Below are 22,050 nucleotides of genomic sequence, written 5' to 3' on the forward strand. Positions count from 1 at the left end.
TTCGCTTATTTTTTATAGAGGTAGCAGATGAATTTGTGGACACATTTAGCAGCCTGTTCATTTATTGAGACAGAGCATGCTTTTTTGCGGCCCATTGTATTTGAAGATGCAGGGGCTCTATATAAGATTGCGTCCAATCCGGAAAATACTCAGTTCATTTTTCCGACAGAAGCAAGCCTAGAGGAAAGTGAATACGTCATTGCCAATTTCTTTATGAAAAATCCTCTGGGGATTTGGGCCATTTGTCATAAGGAAACGCAGGAAATGATTGGCTCTGTCAAGTTTGAAAAGATGGACGAGATCAAGAAAGAAGCTGAGTTAGGCTATTTTCTGCGGCAAGACTACTGGGGACAAGGGCTGATGACAGAAATTGTTCGAGAAATTACTTTTCTATCTTTTACCCGCTTTGACTTCAAGCGCCTCAGTATTATCACTCATGCAGAGAACCTAGCTAGTCAAAAGGTAGCTCAAAAATCTGGCTTCAGCCTCTACCGGCAGTTTAAAGGGAGCGATCGGTACACGAGGAAGATGAGAGATTATCTGGAGTACCGTTATGAGAGAGGAGATTTTAATGAGTAAGCATCAGGAAATTTTAACCTATCTTGAAAATCTTCCGATCGGCAAGAGGGTCAGTGTCCGAAGTATTTCAAATTATCTGGGAGTCAGCGATGGGACGGCTTATCGAGCTATCAAGGAAGCGGAGAACCGCGGTATTGTTGAGACCAGACCTCGGAGTGGTACGGTTCGGGTTAAGTCCAAGAAAGTGGTCTTGGAGCACCTGACCTACAAGGAAATCGTTGATATTACAGGCTCAGAAGTATTAGCCGGAGAAGATGGTCTAGAAAAAGAATTCAATAAATTTTCCATCGGAGCCATGACGGAGCAGAATATCCTGCGCTATCTGACAGAGGGCGGTCTCCTGATTGTCGGAGACCGGACGAAAATTCAGCTCTTGGCTCTGGAAAATGAGAATGCGGTGCTGGTAACCGGAGGCTTTGAAGTCAGCTCGGAAGTTCTAAAGATGGCTAATCTGCTTAATATACCAGTGCTCAGGACCAAGCACGATACCTACACCGTCGCAACTATGATTAATCGGGCCCTGTCCAATATGCAGATCAAGACCGATATTTTAACAGTGGAGCAGGTCTATCGCTCCAGCCACGAGTACGGCTTCTTGCATGATACTGATACTGTTCGTGACTATTTGGACTTGGTTCGTCGCAATCGTGCCAGCCGGTTTCCGGTTATCAACCAGCAGCAGATGCTGGTGGGAGTAGTAACCATGCGAGACGCGGGGGATAAGTCTCCTCTGACAACCTTGGACAAGGTCATGACGAAAAACGTCTTTATGACAGGCCTATCTGCCAATATTGCTAATATCAGCCAGCGCATGATTGCAGAAGATTTTGAAATGATACCAGTAGTGCGCAGCAATCAGACCTTGCTGGGTGTGATTACGCGGCGGGACATTATGGAAAAAATGAGCCGTTCTCAGATTTCCAGCCTTCCGACTTTCAGTGAGCAGGTGGGACAGAAGATTAGCCGTCAGGATGATTTGTTTTCCTTTACCGTTGAGCCTTTTATGCTGGAGCAAAATGGTGTGTTAGCCAACGGTGTGCTGACAGAAATTTTGACTCGGATTACCCAGCAGCTCATGGTCAACAGCGGCCGCAGCTTGATTATCGATCAACTGATGATTTATTTCTTTCAAGCGGTTCAGATTGATGACCTGCTGCATATCCAGCCGCGCATTATCCGTCAAACTAGGCGGACAGCTATTATTGACTTTGAGATGTATCTGGAAGCGATGCTGGTTGCCAAAGCGACGATTACAGTGAAAATTAATTAAGAAGAGGAATTTAGAGAAAGAATGATTACTTTAAAATCACAGCGTGAAATTGACTTGATGGACAAGAGTGGAGATTTTCTGGCTTCGGTCCATATCGGTTTGAGAGACTTGATTAAGCCAGGCATTGACATGTGGGACATTGAAGAGTATGTTCGCAAGCGTTGTAAAGAAGACAATGCGCTGCCTCTGCAAATTGGTGTTGAAGGCTCTGTCATGGACTATCCTTATGCTACCTGCTGCTCTCTCAATGACGAGGTGGCCCATGCCTTTCCCCGTCATCAGAAGCTGGTAGAAGGTGATGTCATCAGCGTTGATATGGTGGTTGGCTTGATCGATAAGGCAGAGCTGGATGTGTCCAAGCTAGATTTTGACAATGTAGCACAAATGAAGCAACACACAGAGAGCTTCCGGGGCGGTGTGGCAGACTCTTGCTGGACCTATGCAGTAGGGAAGATTAGCCCAGAGGCTCAGCAGCTGATGGATGTGACCAAGGAATGTCTCTACCGTGGAATTGCAGCAGCCAAGGTTGGCAATCGTATCGGCGACATTGGCGCAGCTATTCAGGAATATGCTGAAAGTCATGGCTATGGCGTTGTGCGTGATCTAGTGGGGCACGGTGTTGGCCCAACCATGCATGAGGAGCCTATGGTGCCGCATTACGGTCGAGCAGGACGCGGCTTGCGCTTGCGTGAGGGAATGGTTCTGACTATCGAGCCCATGATCAATACAGGTACCTGGGAAATTGATACGGACTTTGAGACCGGCTGGGCACATAAAACGCTGGATGGCAGCTTGTCTTGCCAGTATGAGCATCAGTTTGTCATTACAAAAGATGGACCTGTCATTCTGACCAGCCAGGGAGAAGAAGGAACTTATTAGAAATCAAAGGCTGGGCAGTTGTCTCAGCTTTTTTTGAAGGAGAAGAGAGTGAAGAAATTATTTGGTAAGGTTCGCAACAATCAATTTTTAAGAGAATTTTTCCGTTTTTATAAAGAGTCAGACAGTGAGCTGACCAGCGTTGCAGTTGCTTATTATTGGCTGATTTCCGTTTTTCCTTTGCTCTTGATTGTCGTCAATATTCTGCCTTATTTCCATATTCCAATTGCGGATTTTCTGACAGCTATCAAGGACATGCTGCCAGAGACTTTATATGATGTTGTAGCAAAAGTCATGCGTGAAGTGCTGACCCAGCCCTCGACTGGTCTGCTGAGCTTCTCAGTCTTGTCGGCTCTTTGGACTTTTTCCAAGTCCGTGAATTTCCTACAGATTGCCTTTAACAAAGCCTATGGGGTAGCCAAGAGCCGAGGGCTGATTTCTCGTCGCGTCATGAGCCTCTTTGTGAGTTTAGGTTTGCAGATTCTCTTTGCCTTGGCCCTCTTTCTGACCATGTTTGGCCATATGTCGCTAGATTTCCTCCGTACTTACTGGAAACTAGATAGCCAACTCTATCAGCACTTGCAGCATTTTACCGAGCCCCTGATTTACGCCTTACTCTTTGCGGTTTTGGTCATGTTCTATTATTTCCTGCCTAACGTGAAAATCAACAAAAAACGCTATGTTCTGCCAGGCAGCGCCTTCGTTCTTCTGACTATTCTGGCCTTGCTGAACATCTTTTCCGTCTACATGGATAATTATTTAAATCACCTAGTTGATGTTCGCTTTTTTAGCTCCATCATTATGGTTGTGATGATGTTTTGGTTTATCATGATTGCTAAAATTTTGATTGTTGGCGCAGTGCTCAATGCCAGTATCCAGAGCTGCTGTGAGTCAGGATTTGAAGTCGAAAGTACAGGGCGTTTTACTTTCAAGAAGAAAGAGCAGGATGACGAAGAGGACTGATGTTGTTTTGGATCGGAGAAGGATAAATAAGTATGAAAAGTAAAAAATAACAAAATGGAAGAGTATTGTGGTTGCTCTGCTCTTACTTCTAGGATTTGTAGGCTATTATATCTGGGATAATTTTCAAAAGGTACAGTTTCAAGAAAATTATGGTCAATACACCTACTATGTGCCTGAGTATAGACCGAATTATAAATTTTTTGAAGGAAAAAAAGCTTTGTTTTATAATTGGGAACTTGTAGACTCGGAAGAAATGCAGAAAATGGCAACAGTTAAGTCAGAAGCAAGTAAGTTTAATAGTGTAAGGGCATTTACTTATGGCTATTTTATAAATAACTATATGAAGCTGAAGAATAATCCAGAGCAAGGGCTATATGATTTTAATCGGAATGTACCAGAAAAAGGAGAATATTGGAGGTTAGCTGTTTATAAACTGGTGGGAGAAAAACTAGAAAGAAAAGAATTTGATATTTTTAAGATGGTGCGTTCTTTTGACAATAGTCTTGTCCCGTCTGAAATAGAATCAACCAGAATTTGGATAGATATTTCTCATCAAAAGAGGTATGTTCGAATCCTCCTCCATCCTAAACATTCTAAAAAAGATGAAGATTATAAGGTTCACTTTATTGATTTGGACGAAGGTAAGATTTTACCAGCTAATGAGGTGAAAATGGAAGGCGTATCTAACCAAAACAATTTTGTTTCTTATACGAGTTTTCATGATAATCTAATTAAAAAGGGGGTAATTGTGTCCTATATTGATGCCGGTCTGAGTGAGGACTATCCTCCAGAAAACCTCAAAAAAACAGTTCTTGCTAAAGACTATCCAGATTTATATAAAATCATTCAAGGATATGGTGGACAGGTTACATTCCTAAACGAAACAACAGATGTAGCGTTAGTTAAAAAGGTTGCTGAACTCTTCTTTCCGCCAGGAACGAATGTATTTGAGAACGTGACTATCCCAGCTAAATATTCAGTAGATCGGCAGGAACATGTCATTAATTCAGCGGAAGAATTGCAAAAATACTACAAGGAAGAAGAAAATTAGAAAAAGACATTTGTGCCAAATTTAAAGAGGATTTTCCTCTTTTTCTTTTTAGTTAATTTTATTGCATTTGCAATAAAATGCGATATAATATGTTTAAATAAAATTTTAAAGGAGGGGATATGTCAGTATTGCGGGAAATTGGGATTATTGCCCGAGCTTTGGATTCCATTGCGAATATCGAGTTTCGTGATATTGACCTTGCGCGGGGGCAATATCTTTATCTGGTGCGAATCGCGGAGAATCCAGGAATTATCCAAGAGGAACTATCGGAGCTGCTCAAGGTGGATCGCTCAACGGTTGCCCGTTCTGTAAAGAAGCTAGAGGCCAAGGGCTTGGTGCAGCAGAAAGCAGCCAAGGACAACAAGAAGAACAAGGAATGGTTTGTGACGGAAAAAGGGGAAACACTTTATCCTTTTATCCTAGCTGAGAATGACTATTCTGAAGAGACATCCCTGCGGGGTTTTTCTCAAGCTGAAGTTCAAGCCTTGGAGGAAATGCTGATCCGAGTGCGTGAAAACATCACAGGTGACTGGGAAGCAGTCAAAAAAGGTCAAAAAAGAAACTATTAAGATTGAAGAGGTGCATCATGAAAGTTACAGTTGAACATGAATTCTGGCAAGTATTTCCAGAAGCGCAGATTAGTATTCTAGTGGTTAAGGGGCTGGATAATAGAGTGGATGAAAGTAAGGACTCTTATTTCAAATCCTTGCTGGATAAGGGAGCGAAACGAGCTGAAGACTTTATCTTAGATGAGAACTTCACTCAAAATAAAGTCATTCAGGAGTGGCGGCAGGCCTTCAGTCAATTCAAGACCAAGAAAGGAGCGCGCTCTTCTATCGAGGCCCTACTCAAGCGGGTTAGTCAGGGGCGGGAATTTCATCCAATCAATCCTTTGGTCGATATCTACAACAGTGTCTCGCTGTCTTATGCGGTTCCATGTGGCGGTGAGGATTTGGATAAGATTGTTGGAGGTCTTCATCTAGGAAAAGCCAAGGGTGGGGAAGCCTTTTTTCCGCTGGGCGCTGAGAGTGACGCACCGGCACTGCCAGAAGAAATCATCTACTATGATGAAGAGGGGGCTGTCTGCCGTTGCCTTAACTGGAGAGAAGCCCAGCGGACTATGCTGACAGAGGAGACCAAGGACGCCATCTTGGTCATTGAGGCCATTAATGAAGAGCAAGCAACACGCGCCCAAGCAGCTATGAAAGAACTCCAGACTCTGATTGAGGACTATTTTGTTGTCAAAGGTGAAATCACTCATCTGACTATTGAAAAACCAAGCTTGGAAATCTGAGAATAAAAAAACTGGATCAGAATTATCTGGTCCAGATTTGCTTTTATAGGGTGAAATAGACTGATTCGTTGTTATTTTTTCTTGTTTTTAAAGACAAAAATCTTACTAAAGACATAGTTGAGAATGATGATCAGTACTTGAGCAATGAAAGTTTCGATGGTATTGACCATTTTGATATTGTTATTGACAAACTGGCCTATGATCTGTGGGAAGCTAGTGACGAAGATAAAAGTCAATAGTAAATTTAAGCCCATAGTAGCCAAACGTGCAGTGAAAAATTTGACAAGTCTAGAAGGCCAGCCGCTCCTTGCTTGCTTGAAAACGATGGTATCGTTGGTCACAAAGGCAAAGAGAATGCCAAGAATATCACCTATTATCGTAGCTAGTAGTTCATTTCCCGTTAATTCATAGCAGAGCATCCGACTGACAACGGATACGACAGTTGTTGCCACACCAAAGAAAAGATAGGACAGAACCTCATTGTCAAAGAATTTTTTGATTAAAGTTTTCATAAAGATAGTCTATCATATTTCTAGGATTTATGCTATACTAGTTGGGTTGCCAAATCTGTGGGGGAATCAACAAATGATGCCCTCTCATGTAACGCAACCCTTGGCGCTTAGCTTCTTTCGCCAAGCATATTACACGCGGTAAAGCCGCTAAAGGAGAAAACATGAAACAAGAAAAACTGACAGTTCGTGATTTGGCTCAGATTGCCATTGTTGCTGCTATTTATGTAGCTCTTACGATTACGCCCCTTTAAATGCGATTAGCTATGGTGCTTACCAGTTCAGAATTTCTGAAATGATGAACTTTATGGCTTTTTATAATCGGAAATATATCATGGGAGTGACCATTGGCTGTATGATTGCCAATCTCTATAGTTTTGGAATCGTCGATGTCTTTGTCGGCGGTGGATCCACCTTAGTTTTCCTGTCACTGGGTGTCTATCTTTTCAGTCGCTATAAGAATCAATATCTGATTAAAGGCTTGATTCGTTTGGATCATTTCTATTTTGCAGTATTCTTTTCTATTTCGATGGTGACTATTGCTGCAGAGTTACACTTCTTGCAAGGCTATCCATTCTTCCTGACTTGGTTTACAACGGCTATTGGAGAATTTGCTTCCTTGATTGCTGGAGCTATCCTTATTAACCAGATTGCGAAAAGGATTGATTTGACAAAATAAGACAGCAGAGAGCGGAATTTCCGCTCTTTTTATGTCCTTTTGCTTTTTAGGAAGAATTGGGAACAAATAGAGGAAGATTTTGTGTATTTGTGATAAAATAGAAGTATGAAAGAAAGAATGTCAGAATTAGTAAAATTGCTCAACCGATATGCTCATGAATATTATACGGCAGACAGGCCAAGCGTATCGGATAGCGAGTATGACAGACTCTATCGTGAGTTAGTGGAGTTAGAAGAAAAGTACCCAACCGATATCCTGCCTGACAGTCCAACACATCGGGTGGGAGGGAAGATTTTAGAAGGATTTGAAAAATATCCACACCAGTATCCTCTCTTTAGTTTGCAGGATGCTTTTTCACGTGAAGAATTAGTAGCCTTTGACCAGCGGATTCGCAAGGATTTTCCTCAGGTTTCTTATCTTTGTGAGCTCAAGATTGATGGGCTCTCTATTTCTCTGACCTATGAAAAGGGAATCTTGGTAGCAGGAGCGACTCGGGGGATGGTTCTGTTGGTGAAAACATCACTGAAAATCTCAAGCGGGTCAAGGACATTCCACTGACCTTGAAAGAACCGCTGGATATCACTGTGCGGGGAGAGTGCTACATGCCCAAGGCTTCCTTTGATGCGGTCAATCAGCTGCGGCAGGAGAATGGTGAGCCTGAGTTTGCCAATCCCCGAAATGCGGCAGCAGGAACCTTGCGGCAGCTCGACACAGCAGTTGTGGCCAAGCGCAATCTAGCGACTTTCCTCTACCAAGAGGCCAGTCCGACTCAGGCTGGCAGCCAAGAAGAAGTCTTAAACAAGCTGGCAGATTTGGACTTCTCAGTCAATCCTACACATATTCTGGCGGATTCTATCGAAGCAGTTTGGGAGTTTATCGAAAAGATTGCTCAGGAGAGGGACAGTCTTCCTTATGAGATTGACGGTATTGTCATCAAGGTTAATGACTTGGCGGTGCAAGAAGAGCTTGGCTTTACTGTCAAGGCACCTAAGTGGGCCATCGCTTATAAGTTTCCGGCTGAGGAAAAGGAAGCCCAGCTTCTGTCTGTTGACTGGACAGTGGGTCGGACGGGAGTTGTGACTCCGACAGCTAATTTGACGCCAGTTCAGCTAGCGGGAACGACTGTCAGCCGAGCAACCTTGCACAATGTGGACTATATTGCGGAGAAGGATATTCGTCAGAAAGACACCGTTATCGTCTATAAAGCGGGAGATATTATTCCTGCTGTCTTGCGAGTGGTGGAGTCCAAGCGTGTCTCAGAGGAACCTCTGGAAATACCAAGTCACTGTCCGAGCTGTGAGAGTGAGCTAGTGCACTTTGAAGATGAAGTCGCTCTGCGCTGCATCAATCCTCTTTGTCCAGCTCAAATCAAGGAGGGCTTGATTCACTTTGCCAGCCGGGATGCCATGAACATTGCGGGTCTTGGTCCAGCAGTAGTGGAGAAGCTCTTTGCTCAAAATCTAGTCAAGGATGTGGCTGGAATCTATCGGCTGACAGTAGAAAATTTACTAGAACTAGAGAACTTTAAGGAAAAATCAGCAAATAAATTGTATACTGCTATTCAAGCTTCCAAGGAAAACTCGGCCGAACGCCTCTTGTTTGGCTTGGGGATTCGCCATGTGGGAAGCAAGGCCAGTCGGATTTTGCTGGAGAAATTCCATGATATTCCTAAGCTGTCTCAGGCCAGCCAAGAAGAGATTGCGGCTATCGACAGTCTTGGAGCTGTGATTGCCCAAAGCCTGCATACCTATTTTGAGCAGGAAGGCTCTCAGATTCTTTTGGCGGAACTGCAAGAAGCAGGTGTGAATCTAGACTATCTGGGACAAAAGGCAGCGGCTGATGCAGCCCTATCAGGTATGACAGTTGTCTTGACTGGTAAATTACAAAAATTGACACGCAATCAAGCTAAAGAAAAATTGCAGAGTCTAGGTGCTAATGTTTCCGGATCTGTTTCTAAAAAAACGGATTTGGTAGTGGCTGGAGCCGATGCTGGCAGCAAGCTGGCCAAGGCTCAAGAGTTAGGAATTGAAATTCGTGATGAGGACTGGCTTGATAGCTTATGAGGCTGAAGTATGAAGGATAAGATTAAACGAGCACGATTGATTTATAACCCGACTTCGGGACAGGAAATTATTAAGAAAAATATAGCGGAAGTTCTGGATGTTTTGGAGGAAGTGGGCTATGAAACCAGCGCCTACCAAACCACTCCAGCGCCTCTTTCTGCTCAAAAAGAAGCAGAAAGAGCAGCAAAAGCAGGATTTGATTTGATTATTGCGGCAGGAGGCGACGGTACCATCAATGAGGTAGTTAATGGCGTGGCGAATCTGGATGAACGGCCTAAACTGGCCTTTATTCCAACTGGCACAACCAACGATTATGCGCGTGCTTTGAAGATTCCCATGGGAGATCCAGTAGCGGCAGCCCGCATTATTGAAAAGAACCAGACCATTAAGATGGATATTGGCCGGGCCTATGGGAACAAGTATTTTATCAATATTGCGGCAGCTGGAACCTTAACAGAGCTGACTTATAGCGTACCTAGCGAGGTCAAATCCCGCCTAGGCTACTTTGCCTATGTCGCAGAAGGAGCAAAAAAGCTACCTCGCTCTAAGTTCCGCAAGGTCCGTATCAAGCACGATCACGGTGTCTTTGAAGGTAAGATTTCGCTGATGTTTGCAGCTCTGACCAACTCTATCGGTGGTTTTGAAAAGTTAGCACCGGACACAAAATTAGACGATGGAAATTTTACCTTGATTTTGGTCAAGACAGCCAATCTCTTTGATATGCTGAGTCTGATGATGCAGGCTATTAATGGCGGTCAGCACGTTGGCGATATCAATGTAGAATACCTCAAAACAAGCAAGCTGCAGCTGGAAATTTTAGACAAAAAAGGTCCATTTATGCTGAATTTGGATGGAGAATACGGCGGCGATACGCCTGTTGAACTGGAAGTGCTGCACGGACATTTGGAATTTTTTGCCAATATTGATGAAATCAGTCAGACAGCCCTTTCAATAGAATAATTTTAGATGAGAGATGAAAGAACATGCTAGACTATAAAGTCTTAGTCCATTACCACAATCCTACTGGAGATTATTTCTCCTATGATATGTGGCAGTGGCAAATAAACCAATGGGGAAAGGAAGCAGCCTTTTCTAAACTTGATTATTTTGGTATTCAGGGAGAATTATCATTTGAGACCTGGGAGCACTTGAATCAAGCCCATGTCATTATCAAACGATCAGACTGGTCCAGCCAGTCCTGTGACTATCATATTGATTTGTTGCCTCCTCATCTGGTGACGGAAATTTGGCTGATTGAGGGAGATGCTCAGGTTTATTATTCCCTGCAGGCTGCAACGACCAGTCACCAGTATTCACGCCGGCGGCCTCATAACTTTGATATGGCCCTGAGAACAGACTACTTTGATGAATGCTGGGGCTATCAAGGCTGGTTGGGACACCGTCAAACGGGCGATGTACATACATTCAAAGTTTGGGCACCGACAGCTAGGAAGGTAGAGCTGTTAGTGTATGAATCGGCTGACAATCAAGCTCCTGTTTATAAAATCTTCTCAATGCAAAAAGGTGACCGATATTCTCACGACCATAAGGAAAATACCATCGGTGTCTGGTCAACTGAAATAGCAGAAGACTTGACCGGCAAAACTTATCACTACCATGTTAGCTTTGAATACCGTAATTTTTATACTCGTGATCCCTATACTGTTGCGACCAGTCCAGATGGCAAGCGTTCAGCGATTCTTGGAGCAGATGAGACAGAAGTAGCTGGTTTTCAAGTTCGGCAGGGCAAAGAAGCTCACTGGCGTTTGGACAATCCAAATCAGGCAGTGATTTATGAGATGCATATCCGGGATTTGACCAAGTCGGAGACTTCAGGCGTGGATAGTCAGCTGCGCGGGACCTTCTTGGGAGCCTGTCAAAAAGGAACTACCAATCATCTAGGGCAAAAGACTGGTTTTGACTATATCAGCGATTTAGGCGTTAATATTGTCCAACTTCAGCCTGTCTCTGACCGTCACAAGGATTATGATGAAAATGGAGAGCTAATCTACAACTGGGGCTATGACCCGCAGAACTATCATGCTCCGGAGACTAGCTTTTCCAGCAATCCTGCCGACCCAGCGCAGGCCATTCGTGATTTGAAAACAATGATTCAGGCCTACCATGATGCGGGGCTTTCTGTGACACTGGATGTTGTTTACAATCACGTCTACTCAACCTATGATTCTGCTTTCCAAGCTACGGTACCGGATTATTACTATCGGATGAATCCTAATGGCTCTTTCCAAAACGGAACTGGAGTGGGGAGTGAGACAGCCAGCGAGCACGAGATGTTCCGCAAGTTTATGATTGACTCTCTGCTGTATTGGGTAGAGGAGTTCAATGTAGATGGCTTCCGCTTCGACCTGATGGGAATCCATGATGTGGAAACGATGAATGCCATCCGTCAGGCCATGGATGAGGTGGATCCGCGAATCTTGCTCTATGGTGAGGGCTGGGATATGGGCACAGGTCTGATGCCAGAAGACAAGGCCAAGAAGGACAATGCTTATCAGTTACCGCGGATTGGATTTTTCAATGATACAGAGCGGGATGCGGTCAAAGGAGCAGAGGTTTACGGCGGCATCAAGGCTGGTTTTGTCAGTGGTCAGGCGACGGAGGATATCGTCGCTAAGGCTATCCTTGGCAGTAGTGAGCTAGGTAGCTATCTCAGTCCTGATCAAGTTCTTAACTACGTGGAGGCACACGATAATTTCAACCTGCATGATTTGCTGGCGGAGCTGCATCCCGACGATGATGTTCTGACTCGCACTAAGCGGATTGAGCTGGCAACTGCTATGAATCTGCTCATGCAGGGCATGGCTTTCATGGAGCTGGGACAGGAATTTTCCCGTACCAAGCTAGTGGCGACTGGAGAAGACGGTCAAGTTCTTCACAGTGATCGCGAAAGGGCTATGAACAGCTACAATGCGCCAGATGCAGTCAATCAGGTAAATTGGAATATTTTGCAGGACCATCAAGAGAGTATTGATTTTATCAAGGACATCATTCGCCTCAAGACAAGCTGCAAGGCCTTTTCTTATCAGACCTATGAAGATATTTATAAGCATGTCTTTGTCCAATCAGCAGAGCAGGGCAGTGGCTTAATTATCTTTGAAATCAAGGATGACAAGCATTATCAAGTCATTTTTAATGCCAGTGGCCTGCCTTACTATCTGCCTAATGCAGATAAGTTGCGCCTCGTAGTCGGTAATAGCCGTCATAAGAAGCCTTTCTATGTTGAAAACCTGACGGTTTCTGTTTTTGAAGTTATTCAATAAGATATTAGCTACAAGAAAAGCGAGTCTGGGACAAAAGTCCAACCTCAAATATAAAAAGCGAACAAAACTAGTTTTCTGGTAATCAGAATTCTGCTTTGTTCGCTTTTCGCATTTAATTATAGATTTGAAGGGCTTAATAATTAAGATTTTTAAAAATTGAAATCTTTTTGTCCCAAACTCGGCTTTTTTGCTATCTATGGATTGGCTGTGGAACTAGAGCTGGAAGAGCTTGAGTCTTCTTGACTGCTGTCTTCGTCGCTGCTGCTAGTTTGGAACTGCTCTGGATGCAGTGCCCTATAGCTTGGCGAGTTAAATAGGTCCACAGTGGAGACATTGCCCCGCTGGGAGTAAAGACTGGTTGATTGGTCGCCTTTTTCTTTTTCAATAGCCAACAAGGCTTTCATTGAATTAAGATAAGAGTAATCTTTAGGGTTGACCTTGCCTAAGTCATTTCCCTTGTAGAAGCGAATCAAGTCACCGGTTTGAATAGCATCACTCATCTTCAGCTGAGTATTGGCAGCATTACGAATCTCATCCAGTTCTTTCTTGATGGTTTCGTCTGGATTGGTAATTTCCTCACCGGTTTGGGTGTAGTAGGTCCGTCCGTTGAAGCTAGTGTATTTTGGAGTGACAAAGTTATTGCTGGAGCGGAAGGCCACAATTTGCTGATGCTGAGATGACAACAGGTCTTGTCCAACCTGAAGGTAGTTCTTAGAGTCAATACCCAGCAAATGCTCCAATGTTGGCAGCATATCAACTTGGCCGCCGTAGGTATCAATTATCTTTCCTTTGTCCATGCCAGGTATCACTACCATGTATGGTACGCGCTGCATCATAGCATTGTCATAATTAGACCAAGTCTCAGAAGTCTTACCTAGAAGCGGTGCCAAATCAGGATTTCTAGTGTTAGAAATTCCAAAGTGATCGCCATAGAGAACTATTATGGAATTTTCATAGAGGCCGGATTCTTTGAGATAGTCAAAGAAGGCTTTGACAGAAGAATCTAGATAGTTGGCAGTGGCAAAGTAACCGTTGATGGTTTCATCCTTGGTTTTAGCCAGCGGGAATCCAATCTCGTCACCAATCAAGCTAGTCGTGTAAGGATAGTGATTGGAAACCGTGATATACTTAGCATAGAAAGGCTGCTGCAGGTGTTCCAGATATTTGATGGAATCTTTCAGCATAATCTTGTCGTTCAAACCGTACTGGAAGGAGTTGGTGTCGTCCTGCTTGGTAAAGTATGACGCATCGAAGAAATAGTTATAACCCCATTGCTTGTAGGCTGTATTGCGGTTCCAGAAGCTTCCTGTATTTCCATGGAAAACAGCAGAAGTATAGTCGCCGTTTTTGGAAAGAATGAAAGGCGCTGCTTGCTGGGTATTGGTACCACCGTAGTTAACCATGAAGGAGCCTTGATTGAGACCGAAGAGCCCAGTTTCAATCATGGTTTCAGCATCAGAAGTCTTACCAGCCTTGACCTGGTTGAAGACATTAGAGAAAGCCAGAGTCGAGTTGGAGTGGTAGAGGGAATTGAGGAAAGGTGTCACCTCGTACTCTTTCCCATCTGCCTGCAGCTTATAGTCAATCAGAAACTGCTGGAAGCTTTCCAGATGGATATAGATGACATTGCGGCCTTTGGCAATCCCGTAATATTCTGGATTTGGTTCTGCATAATGGGATTGGATATATTCTGTTACTGGTTCCAAGTCTTTTTCAGAAGCTTTGGAGCGCTCACGATTGGCGGTATATGTCTGGTTAGCACTGTAACCTAGAAAAGTTGGCAAGCCCAGAGCCCGAACGACATAATAGTTGGAAAATCCACGTGACAAGAGCTCAGGCCGGTCAATTTCAGCCAAGAATAAGTTGGCTGAGAACAGCATGGCAGACAGGGATGTCACAGCAAAGCTGGCGCGTTTATTGAAAGGCCGGTCGTCCATGCGGATGTATTTCTTAAAGAATAAGAAAGCCAAAATCGGGAAATCAATCAAATAAAGAATATCCCAAGGGCGGAAGAGCTCAAGTGCTGCTTCCCCAAGTCCAGCTGAAACGCTGCTAGAAGCCAGCATGGTATTGACTGTAACAAAGTCGCTGAACTCGCGGTAGTAAATGGAGTTAGATACCAGCCAAGCAAAGAGGAGCAGATAGATTCCGAAGGCTAGGCTGTAGAATAATTTGGTTCGTTTTACATAGAGTGCCAGTCCCAGCAGCAAGAGGCTGATAGGGATAGGGTTGATAATAGCTAAAAATACTTGATAGGCACCTTGAATATCAAGGTTGAAATCAATCGTGTAGGCCCACATGGTTTTTATCCAATAGAGGAGCAGTAAAATCAAGACAAAACCTAGTCTCGTACTCATGAAATTGAGTAAATTCTTGGTTATTTTTTTCACAAAAAGTTACTTCCTTGTCTTATTTCCTAAAAATTTTCTCCTCTAAGTATAACATAAAAAGACGGCGCAAGGAAAAATTGACCTCTTTTTGACTGAGGAAAATGTTTGAAGCAGTTAAATATTTAAGTTTTTTAATGGAGAAAGCTTTCTTAGGATTATTGTGTGAAGATCATTTTGCCGCAGACATTAGTGGAATAGAATCAAATATCGTTGGCCAGAAACTTGAAAAACAGCAGGAAAATATCTAAAAAAACACTCAAAAAATATTTACAAAAAACATAGGAAAACATATAATTAAGATAAGTTGATATATCAAAAGTCGTTGGTGCAGAGTTTTATTACTAGTTAATGGTATAGTATAAATGGTTTGTGTCTATCTAAAGGGGAGATGATGAAGAAGGCTATGAAAATCACGCTCATTCCAGCATATTTAGCAGATGATGGGTGAAAGTGTTGGAGAACAAATGGAAAGGAAGAAAAAGATGAAAAAACTATGTGCATTAGCAATCCTATTGCTTGTAGGAACTATATTAGTGGGGTGTTCCATCATGAAAAACGCGAAAAGACAGGAGTATGAAGAGCGATTCTCAAGAATTTCAGAGGTTTATCCGACAGCCAAGGCGGAGGATTTGTTTAAGAAGTTTCCCAAGGGGTTCAGGATTGTATATAGAAGAGAAGAGCGGACTAACAATAAAACATTTTTTCACGAGTTTAAACTGAGAGGTGATCATACTACCAAACAAATTATCGGAGATTATACGAAAGTAAGAAGTCAACCATATAATGATGAAATAATAATGACTTCAACTGTGACTTATAGTGATAAGAATGGATTCCAAACTACAGATGGTCAAGTTCTGGATTCTAGTTTAGAGAATGTTAGATTTCTTTTTACTCAACTTCCTATTGATTATCAGTATTTGAAGTCTCTAGATTTAGACGCTATTACGGAAAGTCCGGTCACAGGTAATTACAGCATCCGCTATGAGATTACGAATGAAAACATCAACAGCTACATTAATTTGCCCAAAGGAAGCAAGACATTATTAGAATTTCGGGGATATCCAAAATATGACAAACAAGATAAATATTTTTTAACATTATCGGTAGAACGGTCAGAAAAATATTATTTTAGCGAAACAGTTATAGAAGAATAGGAGTTAATAATGGGAAAAGAGTATACAAGTTATATCATGATGATACCAGCCTTGCACAAAAAATGCCTGCTTTAACGGAGAATAAACGTAAGACAGAGACAGAATTGATTCAGCAGCAGTATATTCTAGAGTATCTAACGATTAAGGCGCCTTCAACTGATCAGATTGTAAGTTTAATCGTCAGTCATATTGGACAGAAAGTTAGTGCAGAAAATCCAGTAGCAACGCTCGTCCCTAGTGATACAGAACTGATATTTGAAGCTCAGGTATCTGATAAGGATAGAGCAGATATTCAAAAAGGTATGAAGGATGTTGTTAAATTACAGGCCTATCCTTATTCAGACTATGGAACCATTCCTGCTAAAATGCCTTATATCAGTCCGACCGCTTTTCAAGTTAAAGGAAAAGGGATGGTATATTTAGTCCGAGTTGCGATTGACAAGAAGCATTGCACAAAGGAATTGACTTAGTTTCAGGCCTATCAGGAATACTTGAAATAAAAACAGATAATCGAAGTATCTTAGATTACTTCCTTGACCCTATTCGAGATGGTTTGAATGACAGTCTGAAGGAGAAATAATTTCAGATACTATTTGGAACATTTTTGAATGAATGAACAACCTCTCAGAAATCTTGAAGATAGTTCTGAGAGGTTTTTTGTTGTAATATACCTCTCAGCCTTCCTTGTCTTATTTCCTAAAAATTTTCTCCTCTAAGTAAGACATAATTTCTCCAGTTAAGGAAAATTTGAGCCGCATTTGAGATATTTTAAATCGGCGAAATTGTAATATTTCTATAAAAGCCTTATCCTCTCTATAGAGAGGTTTATAGTCGTTTTGTACTCGTTTGTGAAATCTTTTATTAACTCAAATGTAAAATATGTTTTGAGAATTTTCACAATCTTTGGTATAATATAATTTATGAATAAACTTACTGTTACTCAAGAGGCAGAAGAAAAACTGAGAAAGGGCATTCTTTTATTAGATAAAAAGGATTTTAGCGCTCTTTCGCTTCAGAATCAATGTGTGGAGCTGCAAAACCGTCAGGGAAAGTTCTTAGGCACAGCTTATCTCTCTCCTCAGAATAAGGGAGTTGGCTGGCTGATTTCTCAGAAGAAGGTAGAGCTGAATTCGGATTTTTTTCAAGACCTCTTTGAGCAGGCTAAGAGCAGACGTTCTACTTATTTCCATTCGTCTGACACGACAGCCTTTCGACTCTTTAATCAAGAGGGGGATGGCTTCGGTGGCTTCACGGTGGATTTCTACAATGACTTTGCGCTTTTTTCTTGGTACAATGACTTTGTCTTTGCTATCAAGGAGCAGATTCTGACAGCCTTCGCTAAGGTTTTCCCAGAGATTCAGGGAGCTTATGAAAAGATTCGTTTCAAGTGTTTGAACTGCGAATCGGCTCATCTCTATGGAGAGGAAGCACCGGAAACCTTCACAGTCTTGGAGAACGGTGTTCGCTATCAGGTATTTCTGAATGATGGTCTTATGACCGGTATCTTTCTGGATCAGCACGATGTGCGTGCTAGTCTGGTAGATGGTCTGGCTGCTGGTAAAAGTTTACTCAATATGTTTTCCTATACAGCTGCTTTTTCAGTAGCAGCAGCTATGGGCGGTGCCAGTCAGACAGTCTCAGTGGATTTGGCCAAGCGCAGCCGTGAGCTGTCAGAGGCTCATTTTCTGGCCAATGGTTTGACACTGGATCAGCATCGCTTTCAGGTGATGGATGTCTTTGATTATTTCAAATACGCTAAGCGCCACGATCTAAGCTTTGATATCATTGTGATAGATCCGCCCAGCTTTGCTAGAAATAAAAAGCGAACATTCTCAGTTGCTAAAGATTATCATCGTTTGGTTGCAGAAGCTTTGGAAATCCTGAATCCTCAGGGAATCATGATTTTAAGTACCAATGCAGCCAATCTTTCCAAAAGTAAGTTTAAACAAGAAATTGAAAAAGGCCTTGCCGGCAGAAAGCACCGCTATCTTGCGGAGTATGGCCTGCCAGCAGACTTTGTCTATAATAAAAAAGACGGGAGCAGTAATTACCTCAAGGTATTTACAATAAAGGTGGACCAATGAAGTTAGTCGTTTCTGTAATGCCCAAGAGTTTAGAAGAAGCTCAAGAAATTGATGTATCACGCTACGAAGATGCGGATATTATTGAATGGCGGGCAGATTTTCTGGCCAAGGATGACATTTTAAATGTTGCGCCAGCTATTTTTGAAAAATTTGCCGGACGTGAATTGATTTTCACCTTGCGGACCCGTCAGGAAGGCGGAGAAATCGAACTGTCAGATGATGAATATGTAGCTCTCATCAAGGAAGTAGCCGGTTTTTACCAGCCGGATTATATCGACTTTGAATATTTCTCTCACAAGGGGAAATTTGAAGAAATGCTTGAGTTTCCTAATCTGGTGCTGAGCTACCATAACTTTGAGGAGACGCCTGAAAATATGATGGAAATCCTGTCTGAGCTTACTTCTCTGACCCCTAAGGTGGTCAAGGTTTCTGTCATGGCTCACAATGAGCAGGATGTGCTGGACTTGATGAACTATACTCGCGGTTTCAAGACTTTGAATCCTGAGCAGGATTTTGTCACCATTTCCATGGGAAAAGTCGGCAAGATTTCACGCATTGCGGCTGATTTGACAGGTTCCAGCTGGTCTTTTGCCAGCCAGGAGATGGCGTCAGCACCTGGTCAGATTTCTCTGAGCAATATGAAGAGAATCCAGGAGATTTTGAATGAGAATTAATGGCCACACCCGCATGGCTGCTGTGGTTGCCAAGCCAATTAAGCACAGTATTTCTCCTCTTATTCACAATATGGCTTTTGAAAAGACTGATGTCAATGGTGTCTATCTAGCTTGGGAAGTGGAAGCGAAGGATCTGCAGGCCAGTATAGAAAATATCCGCAGATACGATATGTTTGGTGTCAATCTTTCCATGCCCTATAAGCAGGAAGTGATACCTTATCTGGACGAGCTGGATGTCAGTGCCCGCCTTATCGGAGCAGTCAATACGGTTGTGAATAAAAATGGAATTTTAGTTGGTTATAACACAGATGGCAAGGGATTTTTTAAGAGCTTGCCTTCTTTTGCTATTCGGGGCAAAAAAATGACGATTTTGGGAGCAGGCGGAGCAGCGACATCTATTATTGCTCAAGCAGCTTTGGACAATGCAGAGGAAATTTTTGTTTTCACTCGCCAAGCTTCCTATGAGAAGACTGTCAGAAAGATGGCAGTTATTAGCCACCAAACCAAGGGTCGTATCCAAGTACTAACCTTGGAGGATGCGGATAGCTTGCAGAATACAATCAACCAATCAGACCTTCTGGTCAATGGGACTAGTCTAGGCATGGATGGCATCAGTTTGCCCCTGCCTGAACAGCTTGAGCTGCCTAACCAGATTTTAGTTGCAGATGTTATCTATCAACCTTTCGAAACGCCCTTTCTCAAATGGGCCAGAAATCAAAATGTCACAGCAATCAATGGACTTGGTATGCTGCTCTATCAGGGAGCTGAAGCATTTGAGCTTTGGACTGGCAAGCCTATGCCCAGTCAGGAAATTTGGCAGTGTTTAGAAGAATTGTATAAATAAGGAGGCGCTTATGAAACTGAACGTAAATCTCCCGCATCATCCCTATGATATTCTCATCGAAAAGGGATCTTTATCTCAGGCTGGAAGTTGGCTGAGTCAGCTTTGGCAGCCTCAGAAGGTAGTTATCGTCACGGACAATCGAGTGGCTCGACTCTATGCGGAAAAGGTCAAGCTGAGCTTGGAAGCGGCTGGGTTTGAGACTTTTGTCTTTGACTTTTTGGAAGGTGAAGCCAGCAAGAACTTAAAGACAGTCAACAAAGTCTATGAGTTTTTGGTCAAGGTTGGTCTGACTCGCAGTGATGGTATCGTGGCATTGGGAGGTGGCGTTGTTGGTGATTTGGCAGGATTTGTTGCTTCGACCTACATGCGGGGCATTCATTTCGTGCAGATTCCGACCAGTCTGACAGCTCAAGTGGACTCCTCTATCGGTGGTAAGACAGGTGTCAATACGCCTTGGGCCAAGAATATGGTCGGGACTTTTACCCAGCCTGATGGAGTTCTGATTGACCCTGAAGTCTTGCATACTTTGGGCCAGCGGGAATTGATTGAAGGCATGGGCGAGGTGGTCAAGTACGGCTTGATTGAGGATAAGGAACTCTGGGACGAGCTGTCAGAAATGAATGGCAGCCCAGAGTCGATTTTGGAGCATGCTGAAAGCATCATCTACCATTCCTGCGATGTCAAGCGTAAGATTGTGGTCGAGGACGAGCTGGATAATGGCGTTCGCCTCTATCTGAATTTCGGGCATACTATTGGGCACGCTATTGAGGCGACAGCGGGCTATGGAAAAGTCATGCACGGTGAAGCTGTGGCGATTGGCATGGTACAAGTTTCCCGCGTCGCTGAAAAGAAAGGCCTCATGCCAGCCGGAATCACAGAAAACATCATCCATATGTGTCAGAAGTTTGGCTTGCCGGTGGTTTACCAGCCTTGGAATGAGAATGCTCTCTATCAGGCTCTGACCCACGATAAGAAAGCTCGAGGCAACTCTATCAAACTAGTACTGGTGCCCGAGCTAGGGTCGGCTAGTATTCACCAGATTCCGCTGGAAGAGATGAAAGAATTTCTGAAGAAATAAGTGCCAGATGGAGTTTAATACGATTGGACAGTTTGGATGAAAACGAAAAGACTGTCCAGTGTTTCCATCCCAGAAATAGGAGAAAATGTATGAGATACTTAACAGCAGGAGAATCCCACGGACCACGGCTGACAGCTATTATTGAGGGAGTGCCGGCTGGTCTTCCTTTGACCGCTGACTATATCAATGCTGAGCTCAAGCGTCGCCAGGGTGGGTACGGCCGCGGTGCCCGCATGAAAATTGAAAGCGACCAAGTCGAGATTACGTCTGGGGTTCGGCATGGCTTGACCATGGGCGGTCCGATTACCCTCAATGTCACAAATCTGGATCATCAGAAGTGGCTGGAAATTATGAATGTAGCGGATGTGGATGAAAAGAAAAAAGGGCTGCGCAAGATTACCAAACCACGCCCTGGACATGCTGACTTGGTCGGAGGTATGAAATACCGCTTTGACGATTTGCGAAATTCCCTAGAGCGCTCTTCTGCCCGCGAAACGACCATGCGTGTAGCAGTCGGAGCAGTAGCCAAGCGTTTGCTGGAAGAAATTGGTGTAGAGGTAGCCAGTCATATCGTAACCTTCGGTGGCATTGATATCGATGTACCGAATAATCTAACTGTAGCAGAAATCAAGGAAAGAGCTGCCCAGTCGGAGGTTTCCATTGTCAATCCCGAGCGCGAAGAAGAAATCAAGGCCTACATTGACCAAATTAAGAAAGACGGGGATACCATCGGTGGTGTCATTGAGACTGTCGTTGGCGGTGTGCCGGTCGGTCTGGGCTCCTATGTCCAATGGGACAAGAAGCTGGACGCCAAGATTGCTCAAGGGGTCGTGTCTATCAATGCTTTCAAGGGAGTCGAGTTTGGCGTGGGCTTTGAAGCCGGCCGTCTCAAGGGCAGTCAAGTCATGGATGAAATCCTCTGGTCTGAGGAAGATGGCTTCACTCGCAGGACCAATAATCTAGGCGGCTTTGAGGGCGGTATGACCAATGGTCAGCCAATCGTGGTGCGAGGTGTCATGAAGCCCATTCCAACCCTTTACAAGCCACTGATGAGCGTGGATATTGAGACCCACGAGCCTTATAAGGCGACAGTGGAACGGAGCGATCCTACGGCTCTGCCAGCTGCGGGTGTAGTCATGGAAAGCGTGGTCGCAACAGTTTTAGCCACTGAAGTTCTGGAGAAGTTCTCTTCGGATAATCTGGAAGAACTAAAGGATGCGGTAACCCGCCATCGGGACTTTGTCAAGAATTTTTAGAA

Annotated in this window: 18 protein-coding genes, 3 pseudogenes and 1 riboswitch; of the genes and pseudogenes, 19 read left to right on the forward strand and 2 right to left on the reverse strand. The window is 43.5% G+C overall.

Features of this window, described 5'->3' with window-relative positions:
* Window positions 1–27 precede the first annotated feature (27 nt).
* From FFV08_04630 to FFV08_04660, 7 genes are all read left to right on the forward strand, one after another.
* Window positions 28–579: a GNAT family N-acetyltransferase gene (locus FFV08_04630; protein QLB51998.1), complete on the forward strand. Its 552-nt coding sequence runs from the start codon at window positions 28–30 to the stop codon at window positions 577–579.
* The gene (locus FFV08_04635) at window positions 554–1,849 is read left to right on the forward strand and encodes a CBS domain-containing protein (GenBank protein QLB51999.1); all 1,296 of its coding nucleotides are present in this window, start codon (window positions 554–556) and stop codon (window positions 1,847–1,849) included. The genes FFV08_04630 and FFV08_04635 overlap by 26 nt, the downstream gene beginning before the upstream one ends.
* A 21-nt stretch (window positions 1,850–1,870) precedes the next feature.
* Entirely contained in the window at window positions 1,871–2,728 is an 858-nt protein-coding gene (locus FFV08_04640) for a methionyl aminopeptidase (GenBank protein ID QLB52000.1), read from the forward strand.
* 48 nt (window positions 2,729–2,776) lie between these two features.
* Window positions 2,777–3,688 carry a YihY/virulence factor BrkB family protein gene (locus FFV08_04645; GenBank protein QLB52001.1) on the forward strand — a complete coding sequence of 304 codons (912 nt, stop codon included), beginning with the start codon at window positions 2,777–2,779 and terminating at the stop codon, window positions 3,686–3,688.
* Between the two features lie 46 nt (window positions 3,689–3,734).
* Window positions 3,735–4,739, forward strand: a complete 1,005-nt coding sequence (locus tag FFV08_04650; protein QLB52002.1) for a hypothetical protein — start codon at window positions 3,735–3,737, stop codon at window positions 4,737–4,739.
* A 119-nt stretch (window positions 4,740–4,858) separates the two neighbouring features.
* On the forward strand, window positions 4,859–5,308 hold the full coding sequence (locus FFV08_04655; protein ID QLB52003.1) for a MarR family transcriptional regulator: 450 nt from the start codon (window positions 4,859–4,861) through the stop codon (window positions 5,306–5,308).
* A gap of 17 nt (window positions 5,309–5,325) precedes the next feature.
* Entirely contained in the window at window positions 5,326–6,033 is a 708-nt protein-coding gene (locus FFV08_04660) for a hypothetical protein (protein ID QLB52004.1), read from the forward strand.
* 71 nt (window positions 6,034–6,104) lie between these two features.
* Here the strand turns inward: FFV08_04660 and FFV08_04665 are convergent, their stop codons facing one another.
* Complete coding sequence (locus FFV08_04665) at window positions 6,105–6,545, reverse strand: GtrA family protein (protein QLB52005.1); 441 nt, start codon at window positions 6,543–6,545, stop codon at window positions 6,105–6,107.
* A gap of 28 nt (window positions 6,546–6,573) precedes the next feature.
* Window positions 6,574–6,709, forward strand: a riboswitch (PreQ1 riboswitch).
* Between FFV08_04665 and FFV08_04670 the strand changes: the two are divergent.
* From FFV08_04670 to pulA, 4 genes and pseudogenes are all read left to right on the forward strand, one after another.
* Window positions 6,707–7,221, forward strand: a pseudogene (locus FFV08_04670) (queuosine transporter QueT). Its footprint overlaps the riboswitch before it by 3 nt.
* A gap of 105 nt (window positions 7,222–7,326) precedes the next feature.
* Window positions 7,327–9,284: pseudogene (gene ligA, locus FFV08_04675) on the forward strand (NAD-dependent DNA ligase LigA).
* A gap of 9 nt (window positions 9,285–9,293) precedes the next feature.
* The gene (locus FFV08_04680) at window positions 9,294–10,244 is read left to right on the forward strand and encodes a YegS/Rv2252/BmrU family lipid kinase (GenBank protein QLB52006.1); all 951 of its coding nucleotides are present in this window, start codon (window positions 9,294–9,296) and stop codon (window positions 10,242–10,244) included.
* 23 nt (window positions 10,245–10,267) lie between these two features.
* Window positions 10,268–12,565, forward strand: coding sequence for a type I pullulanase (gene pulA / locus FFV08_04685; protein QLB52007.1), 2,298 nt, complete (start codon window positions 10,268–10,270; stop codon window positions 12,563–12,565).
* Window positions 12,566–12,759: 194 nt separating this feature from the next.
* Here pulA and FFV08_04690 read toward each other — a convergent pair whose 3' ends face one another.
* Window positions 12,760–14,955, reverse strand: coding sequence for an LTA synthase family protein (locus FFV08_04690; GenBank protein QLB52008.1), 2,196 nt, complete (start codon window positions 14,953–14,955; stop codon window positions 12,760–12,762).
* Window positions 14,956–15,056: 101 nt separating this feature from the next.
* Between FFV08_04690 and FFV08_04695 the strand changes: the two genes are divergently transcribed.
* The 8 genes and pseudogenes from FFV08_04695 (at window position 15,057) to aroC (ending at window position 22,048) form a co-directional block, all read left to right on the forward strand.
* Window positions 15,057–15,203, forward strand: a complete 147-nt coding sequence (locus FFV08_04695; GenBank protein QLB52009.1) for a hypothetical protein — start codon at window positions 15,057–15,059, stop codon at window positions 15,201–15,203.
* Window positions 15,204–15,437: 234 nt separating this feature from the next.
* Window positions 15,438–16,112 (forward strand): hypothetical protein, encoded by a 675-nt coding sequence (locus tag FFV08_04700; GenBank protein ID QLB53270.1) that lies wholly within the window; start codon window positions 15,438–15,440, stop codon window positions 16,110–16,112.
* A 41-nt stretch (window positions 16,113–16,153) separates the two neighbouring features.
* Window positions 16,154–16,692, forward strand: a pseudogene (locus tag FFV08_04705) (HlyD family efflux transporter periplasmic adaptor subunit).
* A gap of 340 nt (window positions 16,693–17,032) precedes the next feature.
* Window positions 17,033–18,196, forward strand: a complete 1,164-nt coding sequence (locus FFV08_04710; protein QLB52010.1) for a class I SAM-dependent rRNA methyltransferase — start codon at window positions 17,033–17,035, stop codon at window positions 18,194–18,196.
* Window positions 18,193–18,870, forward strand: coding sequence for a type I 3-dehydroquinate dehydratase (locus FFV08_04715; protein QLB52011.1), 678 nt, complete (start codon window positions 18,193–18,195; stop codon window positions 18,868–18,870). Before FFV08_04710 ends, FFV08_04715 begins: the two co-directional genes overlap by 4 nt.
* Entirely contained in the window at window positions 18,860–19,714 is an 855-nt protein-coding gene (locus tag FFV08_04720; protein ID QLB52012.1) for a shikimate dehydrogenase, read from the forward strand. The genes FFV08_04715 and FFV08_04720 overlap by 11 nt, the downstream gene beginning before the upstream one ends.
* Before the next feature lie 10 nt (window positions 19,715–19,724).
* A complete protein-coding gene (locus FFV08_04725; protein QLB52013.1) occupies window positions 19,725–20,792 on the forward strand; it encodes a 3-dehydroquinate synthase in 1,068 nt (355 codons plus the stop codon).
* 89 nt (window positions 20,793–20,881) lie between these two features.
* On the forward strand, window positions 20,882–22,048 hold the full coding sequence (gene aroC, locus FFV08_04730; protein QLB52014.1) for a chorismate synthase: 1,167 nt from the start codon (window positions 20,882–20,884) through the stop codon (window positions 22,046–22,048).
* Window positions 22,049–22,050 lie beyond the last annotated feature (2 nt).

This window comes from Streptococcus sanguinis (assembly GCA_013378335.1).
Taxonomy (GTDB): domain Bacteria; phylum Bacillota; class Bacilli; order Lactobacillales; family Streptococcaceae; genus Streptococcus; species Streptococcus sanguinis_I.